At 62.5% G+C, this 6633-nt stretch carries 9 protein-coding genes; all 9 read right to left on the reverse strand.

Annotated features, from left to right (window positions below; genetic code table 11):
- Nucleotides 1–644 (reverse strand): FAD/NAD(P)-binding protein (locus NTW26_00975; GenBank protein ID MCX7020847.1); only part of this gene is annotated, 644 nt, incomplete at its 3' end.
- Nucleotides 645–675: 31 nt separating this feature from the next.
- Nucleotides 676–1095, reverse strand: a complete 420-nt coding sequence (locus tag NTW26_00980; protein MCX7020848.1) for a hypothetical protein — start codon at nucleotides 1093–1095, stop codon at nucleotides 676–678.
- Nucleotides 1086–1490, reverse strand: coding sequence for an ABC transporter permease subunit (locus NTW26_00985; protein ID MCX7020849.1), 405 nt, complete (start codon nucleotides 1488–1490; stop codon nucleotides 1086–1088). Before NTW26_00985 ends, NTW26_00980 begins: the two co-directional genes overlap by 10 nt.
- Nucleotides 1487–2437, reverse strand: a complete 951-nt coding sequence (locus NTW26_00990; protein ID MCX7020850.1) for an ABC transporter ATP-binding protein — start codon at nucleotides 2435–2437, stop codon at nucleotides 1487–1489. Before NTW26_00990 ends, NTW26_00985 begins: the two co-directional genes overlap by 4 nt.
- Nucleotides 2438–2497: 60 nt before the next feature.
- On the reverse strand, nucleotides 2498–3547 hold the full coding sequence (locus tag NTW26_00995) for a 4Fe-4S dicluster domain-containing protein (protein MCX7020851.1): 1050 nt from the start codon (nucleotides 3545–3547) through the stop codon (nucleotides 2498–2500).
- 227 nt (nucleotides 3548–3774) lie between these two features.
- A complete protein-coding gene (locus NTW26_01000) occupies nucleotides 3775–4650 on the reverse strand; it encodes a 4Fe-4S dicluster domain-containing protein (GenBank protein ID MCX7020852.1) in 876 nt (291 codons plus the stop codon).
- 4 nt (nucleotides 4651–4654) lie between these two features.
- Nucleotides 4655–5104 carry a hydrogenase iron-sulfur subunit gene (locus NTW26_01005; GenBank protein MCX7020853.1) on the reverse strand — a complete coding sequence of 150 codons (450 nt, stop codon included), beginning with the start codon at nucleotides 5102–5104 and terminating at the stop codon, nucleotides 4655–4657.
- A 94-nt stretch (nucleotides 5105–5198) separates the two neighbouring features.
- Nucleotides 5199–6074, reverse strand: a complete 876-nt coding sequence (locus NTW26_01010) for a hypothetical protein (GenBank protein ID MCX7020854.1) — start codon at nucleotides 6072–6074, stop codon at nucleotides 5199–5201.
- Between the two features lie 95 nt (nucleotides 6075–6169).
- Nucleotides 6170–6633: 4Fe-4S binding protein (locus NTW26_01015; GenBank protein ID MCX7020855.1), on the reverse strand; the 464-nt coding region annotated here is incomplete at its 5' end.

Raw genomic sequence — 6633 nt, forward strand, 5'->3', positions numbered from 1 at the left:
ATCATTATCGGCGGGCCGCAGGTGACGACGAAGGCGTCCTTCGGGTCCAGGCCCACCTCCTCCATCACCGGGGGCACGAAGCCAATCTTGCCCTTCCAGTCCGGGGTCTCGCCGCCGGGGTCCACGGTGAGGATGAGCTTCGCGCCTCTCTTGACCCACTCGTCGAACTCGCGCTTGTAGAGCAAGTCGCCGACGGAGCGCGCGCCGTAGAGGATGGTGATGTCCTTGTAGTCCTTGCGGTTGTCCAGGACGAACCAGATGAGGCTGCGCAGGGGGGCGATGCCGATGCCGCCGCCGACGATGTGCAGGTTCTTCCCCTTCATGAGCTCGTAGGGGAAGTGGTTGCCGTAGGGGCCGCGGAAGCCGACGGGGTCTCCCGCGTTCCGGCGCGAGAGGCCGCCGGTTACGCGCCCCACCTCCTTGAACGTGCACTCGATGAAACCTTTTCGCGTGGGGGAGCTGGCGATGCAGAAGGTGGACTCCCCCTCGCCGAAGGCCGAGTACTCGCCGAACTGTCCCGGCTCGAAGGCGAACTTATCCCGGAGCTTCTCGTCGGCGAACTCGAGCCGGTAGGTCCGGGTATCGGGGGTCTCCTGGAAGATTTCCTTGATTTCCGCCAACAGGGGCGCGTAGACGTTGGGCATATGCTCCGTCCTTTCGGGCGGTTTGTGAGCTTTACAAAAGTATGTCCTTACGCCGGTAAACGAGGTGCGAGACCAGTACACAGAGCGCGGCGAGGCCGATGAAATAGGCCGCCCTCCACCAGCCGCCGCCGGACGCTCCGGCCATAATCTCGGTCTGGACGAAGCGGAAGGGGCTTATAAATCCGATAGCCCTCGTGGATTCGGATACCCGTGAGAGCCCGCTGACGAAGTAGAATCCCAGGACGATTCCGAGGCACGCCCCGGTGACCGCGCGGGCCCGCTTCGCCAGGGCGGCGACGAGGAACCCCACCGCGCCGAAGGCCAGCATCAACAGCCAGGTCTGCCACGAGACGGTCAGGAAGGCGCCGACGTCGTACGGGGCGTCGGTAAAGGCCGCCAACAGGACGAGGCCGGCCAGGACCACGGCCAGATTGAGCCCGGTTACGAGCACCCCAGGGCCGCCATCTTCGAGTTGAGCACCTCGCCCCGCGTTACGGGCTTCGTCAGGAGGAACTCGGCCGTCTTCTCCGTCTCCTCGCGGGCGACGAGCCCCGCGCCCAGAAGAATCGCCACGATGCTGCCCAGGAGCATGGTGTAGACCGCGTTGTAGGTCACGTAGTAGCCCAGCACGCTGGTCATGTTCTCCATGTTCACGCCGAAGGTGGTCAGCATCCCCTTGAAGAAGGGATTCTTGAAGAAGGAGTCCAGTTGCTCGAAAACCCCGCTCCCGATCACCACCGGGTAGAAGAACATCATGAAGGTGTTCAGTCCGACCAGGACCGCGCACCAGATGAGAATCCCCCGCCGGTGCCGCCGCAGCTCCATGAAAAAGATGTTCGCGTTCAACCTTCCCCGCCCTCTTTAAGGGAAGGCAAGGGGTTTAAACCCCTTGTCTCCTCCTCTTTGTAGAAGTGGAGGAAGATTTCCTCGAGGTCCGGTTCCTCGAGGGTCACGTCGTTGACCGGCATGCCCGCCAGAAGCGCGAGGAGGTCTCCCGGGCGCCCGTCGAAGAGAAAGCGGCAGTCGCGGTCCTTCACCTCGAAGTCGTGCACGCCCTCGACGTCGAACGCGCCGGGCTCCGGGGCGGCGCCTAAGCTCAGACGGACTTTCTTGAGCTGCTTCCGGCGCAGGGAGCTGATCTCCTCGACGCCGACGACCCGGCCCCCTTTGAGAATCGCCACCCGGCCGCAGATTTTCTGCACTTCGGAGAGAACGTGGGAGGAATAGAAGACCGTCGTCCCCCGGGCGTTCTCCTCGCGCAGCGTCTCGGTGAGTCGGGCCTGGATGAGGGGGTCCAGGCCGCCGGTCGGCTCGTCCAGGATCAACAGCTCCGGCGAGTGGAGGAGCGCCGCCAGGATGGCCACCTTCTTCTTGTTGCCCAGGGAGAGATCGGCGAATCTGCGCGCGAGGTCCACATTGAACGCCTCCGCCAGATTCACGGTCCGTTTCCGGTTCTCCATACCGTAAAAGCGGGCCGAGTAGGCCAGAAGCTCTCCCACCCTCAGGCGGTCGTAGTAGTTCACCTCCGCGGGCAGATACCCGACGCGCCTTTTTATCGCTTTCGCGTCCCGAACGATGTCCAGGCCGAAGATTCTCCCCTCGCCGCGGGTCGGGCACAAAAGGGACAACAGGGTGCGGATGGTGGTGGACTTGCCGGCGCCGTTGGGGCCGATGAAACCGAAGATTTCCCCCGGCTCCACCTCCAGGTCCACGTCCTCGATGCCCCGCGTCTTTTTGTAAAACTTGGTCAGGCCGCGGGTCTCTATCGCGAAACGGTGAGCGGTGTCCGTCACGTGACCCTTAATCCCGACCGGTTTCTCGTCGTGGTGAGTCGGAGCCGCAGTTTCGAGCCTCTATTCCCCGAGCTCGGCCACGGCGGCCATGACCTCGGTGATGTCCTGGCCGACGGGGCAGACGCGGATGCAGCGCCCGCATCCGACGCAGCCGGGCAGGTTCCACTTGTCCAGGAAAATCTTGAACTTGCAGGTGAAGCGGTTGCGCCAGCGGAGGGGCTGGCGTTCGCGCGGGTTGTGGCCCGAGGCGTGGAGGGTGAAGTGATCGAACTGGCATGCGTCCCAGTTCTTCTTGCGCTCGCCGGCGCCCAGCTTGCCCTCGTCCACGATGTCGAAGCAGTGGCAGGTGGGGCAGACGTAGGTGCAGGCGCCGCAGGAGAGGCAGCGGAAAACCAGCTTCGGCCACTTCTCGGAGTCGTAGTTGGAGTAGTCGTCGAGCCAGGGCTTGATCCGCTCCGGGGCCTCGGTGAGGTCGTGGCGCAGGTCCTTGTAGGCCTTCTCGATGGCCTTGTCGCGCAGGGCGCGGTCGGGCGCCGGGGCGAATATCTTCTCGTGCTTGGCCAAAAGCTCCTCGCCCTTGGCGCTGCCGGTCTCGACGTAGTAGCCGTCGTCGGCGAGGGGGGTCAGGAGGATGTCCGCGCCCTCGACGCCGTCGGGCCGTCCGCCGGTGGAGGTACAGAAACAGGCGTCGTCGGCGGCGGTGCAGCTCACGGCAACGATGATCGTGGCGGCGCGCCTCTTCAGATAAAAGTCGTCCTCGTACTCCCCCGCGAAGACCGCGTCCAGGCTCTGCATGCCGCGGGCGTCACAGGGCCGGGCGCCGAGAATCACCGTGGGCGGGTACACGTCGAGGAGGAGGTCGCGGACCCGCGTCTGGGTTGCATCGTAGTCGAAGGCGAGAATCGGCTCGGTCCGGGCGAAGATGAAGTCCTTGGCGGAGTTGGCGGTGGCGACGTACCCGGTCTCGTAGTCCTCCATCGAGGAGAGCTCGGCGAATACGACTTCGTCGCCCCGCGGAGACCGCGTCTTCCTCGGCCCGACGATGCGGTAGTTGTCGCCCGCGAGCGCCTGGAAGAGGTCGTTCAGTTCCCGCAGCTTGCCCTCGCGCATGGTTTCCCTCTGGTTAAGATGACGTTGGTCTATCCCTCGTAGGGGCGGGGCTCTGTCCCCGCCCGCGGGCGACCGCAGAGGACTTGTCCTACGGGTCGCCCCCACACCTTTCGGGCAGTCATCCCCGCGTCCGCTACCGGATAAACTCCTCGGCGGCAGCGCGGGGCGCTGCACCCCTGTATCGCGACGAGAAGGTCACACCTTTCGGGCGGTCATCCCCGCGTCCGCTACCGGATAAACTCCTCGGCGTCTTTTTCGGTGTAGGTGGTCAACGGCGGACGGGCCTCGGGGTCCAGGCCGGCCACGTAGCCGAAGCGCTCGCCGACGATTTTCCGCAGGTGCTGGTTCAATAAATCCAACGGGATGCCCACGGGGCAGGCCCGCTGGCACTCGCCGCAGCCGATGCAGCGCCCGGCCAGGTGGAAGGCCCGCACGATGTTCCAGCTCCAGTTCCCGAGCTCGTGGCCCGACGTGGGAACCCACTGGGGCTGGTTCGAGTCGGCGATGCACCGCTCGCAGGAGCACAGGGGGCACGCCGCGCGGCAGGCGTGGCACCGGATGCACTTTGCTAACTCCTCGCGCCAGAAGGCGTAGCGCTCCTCCCGGGTTTTTCCGGCCAGCTCCGCGGCCTGTTCGCTAGGGCGATACTCCGTGAGCGCCGGGTCCTCGGGGATGTCGCCGACAACGTGGGCCGTGTTCTTCGGCCGGTGGACGTCGCAGACGGAGCACTTGAAGGGACGCTCGCCGTCGGCGTCGTCGTGGCCCGGAAGCACGCCGGAGCAGCAGACGCCGATGAGGGTGACGGAGCCCGGGTCGAGCTGGGCCTCCTGGATGAGCCCCACGGCGGCCTTGGCGTCGCAGCCCTTCAGCACGACCGCCGGCTTGGAGAACTCGGCCATCAGGAGCTTGTAGCGCTTGTTCAGATACCCGGCGAGGTTGTTCAGGCAGCGCTCGTCGAAGACGAGTTGCTCCACGTCCGCCGGGTCGGTGATGAAGACCGGCGCCCGCCGCCGCTCGTCGTGGTGCTTTCCGTAGCCGATGACGACGTCGGCCTCGCCGGATTCGAGGAGCTTTTTCGCCAGCTCGCGCAGCTTTGTTTCCATGTCCTTACCTGGAGAGGTTGTGGTAGTCGGTGTGCGGCCCAAGCTCCCGCACCTTGTCCGTCACTTCGTTGATGACCTTGACCCACTTGACGCCCTCGGCCGCCGAGACCCAGGAGAACTGGAGCCTATTCAGGTCCAGGCCGAGGAAGGTGAAGAGTTCGCGGAAGACGGTCCAGCGCCGCCGGGCGTGGTAATTCCCCGTGCTGTAGTGGCAGTCGCCGGGGTGGCAGCCCGAGACCAGGACGCCGTCGGCCCCGTTCTCGAAGGCCTTGATGATGAAGAGCGGGTCTATGCGCGCCGAGCACGGCAGCTTGATGACGCGGACGTTCGCCTGGTACTTCATGCGGCTGGTGCCCGCCAGGTCCATGCCCAGGTAGGTGCACCAGTTGCAGACGAAGGCGACGATGCGCGGCTCCCACTTCCCGGAGGGTTCGGGTTTTTCCGTCTTCTCCAGGGGGACGGCCGTTTCCTCGATGACCAGCTCGTCGGCGGTCTTGGTGGTCAGGACTTCCTTTTGCGCCACGGGGTAACTCCTTGTTATCCTTCTTTTAATCTTTTTGATTTCTACGTGACTCGTTGTATTCAGCTTGTTCTGTGTTTATCCCAATCAGCCAAGCTGGCTTGTTCGGGGATGCCGCCAGCTCTGCCTCACTCATCGGAAGGCGCGGCCCTGGCGGCCCGTACATGAGGTTGTGTTTGATGAAGACGTGCCGACAGTGAGGGTGCCCTGGGCAGCAAGGCCACCATAATTTGTGATAATCTCTTTTTCTTTTTGTGCCCTCTTTGGTTAAACATCTATGACGCCCAACATTTGACTTTCCTATCCATACCGCTTGTTCCGCGTATTTATCTTCTATCCGGTCGTCTACCATCGGATTGGATACAATAAGAAATACCTTGTGTTCGAGTTTGCTAGCGCACCAGTCACAGGCACCGGCTACTTGAGGACAAGTTACGTAATTGCCCGGTCCAACCCGTAGTAGGTAAGAGTAATTTGAGATTCTGGCGGTCTCGGTAAGCGCGATTCGCCGCCAGTCGCGTTGAAGGCTCTTAAAGTTGTGATAAAGCTCACTTTCAAGCTTTCGGCATCCCCATTCGTCTTGGATTGATTTACATATTATTTCTTTCATTCTTTTTCTCGTATCTTTATCAATATCTGTAACACATTTTGCAGCATATTCCTCGGCAATGATGAGCCTGCTTTCCTTCTCCCTTCCATGCCACTTATCTTTGGCTTTAATTGTATTAAAGAACTCTTCATAGGTCGGAACATTGTCTTTATTTTCGAGAATTAGTTTGGTTAGGTGTTCACGTACACGAGATGCTTCAGGTCCATCCGCGTTTTTTCCGTAGTGTAGTTTGATCAGCTCCTCTAGTGAGTTCAGTATCTCTTGGGTTGAAGGTCTTTCCTTCATATTATGCATGGGAAGGATTACCTCGCCTTCCCGCGGGCAGGGGTGGACATTTTTCGCTAACCCCTCACCCCGGCCCTCTCCCCAAAGGGGAGAGGGGGAATGGTTCACAGCGACTGTATCTCGGCAAAAAGCTGCCTGTCGTTGAAACCGGCCAACTGGGCCGAGTTGGAACGGCAGACCGCCGAGCACAGCCCGCAACCCTGGCACAGCCCCGGGTTGGCCTCGGCCACCCGGCGGATCAACTCGCCCTGGCGGTTGAGGATGTCCTTCTTGGTGATGGCCTGGTAGGGGCAGACGTTGACGCAGTCCCAGCAGCCGATGCAGGTCGTCTCGTTGACGCGGGCGACGACGGGATCGCGCTCCAGCTCGTCGAAGGCGAAGAGGATCTGAATCTTCGAGGCGGCCGCCGAGCCCTGGGCCACGCAGTCCGGGATGTCCATGGGCCCCTGGCAGGCCCCGGAGAGGAAGATGCCGCCCGTGTTCGTCTCCACGGGCCGCAGCTTCGGGTGGGCCTCGACGTAGTACCCGTGCTGGTCGTAGCTGATGGAGAGCTTGCGGGCGAGCTCCT

It is taken from the genome of bacterium (genome assembly GCA_026398675.1).
GTDB lineage: Bacteria > RBG-13-66-14 > RBG-13-66-14 > RBG-13-66-14 > RBG-13-66-14 > RBG-13-66-14.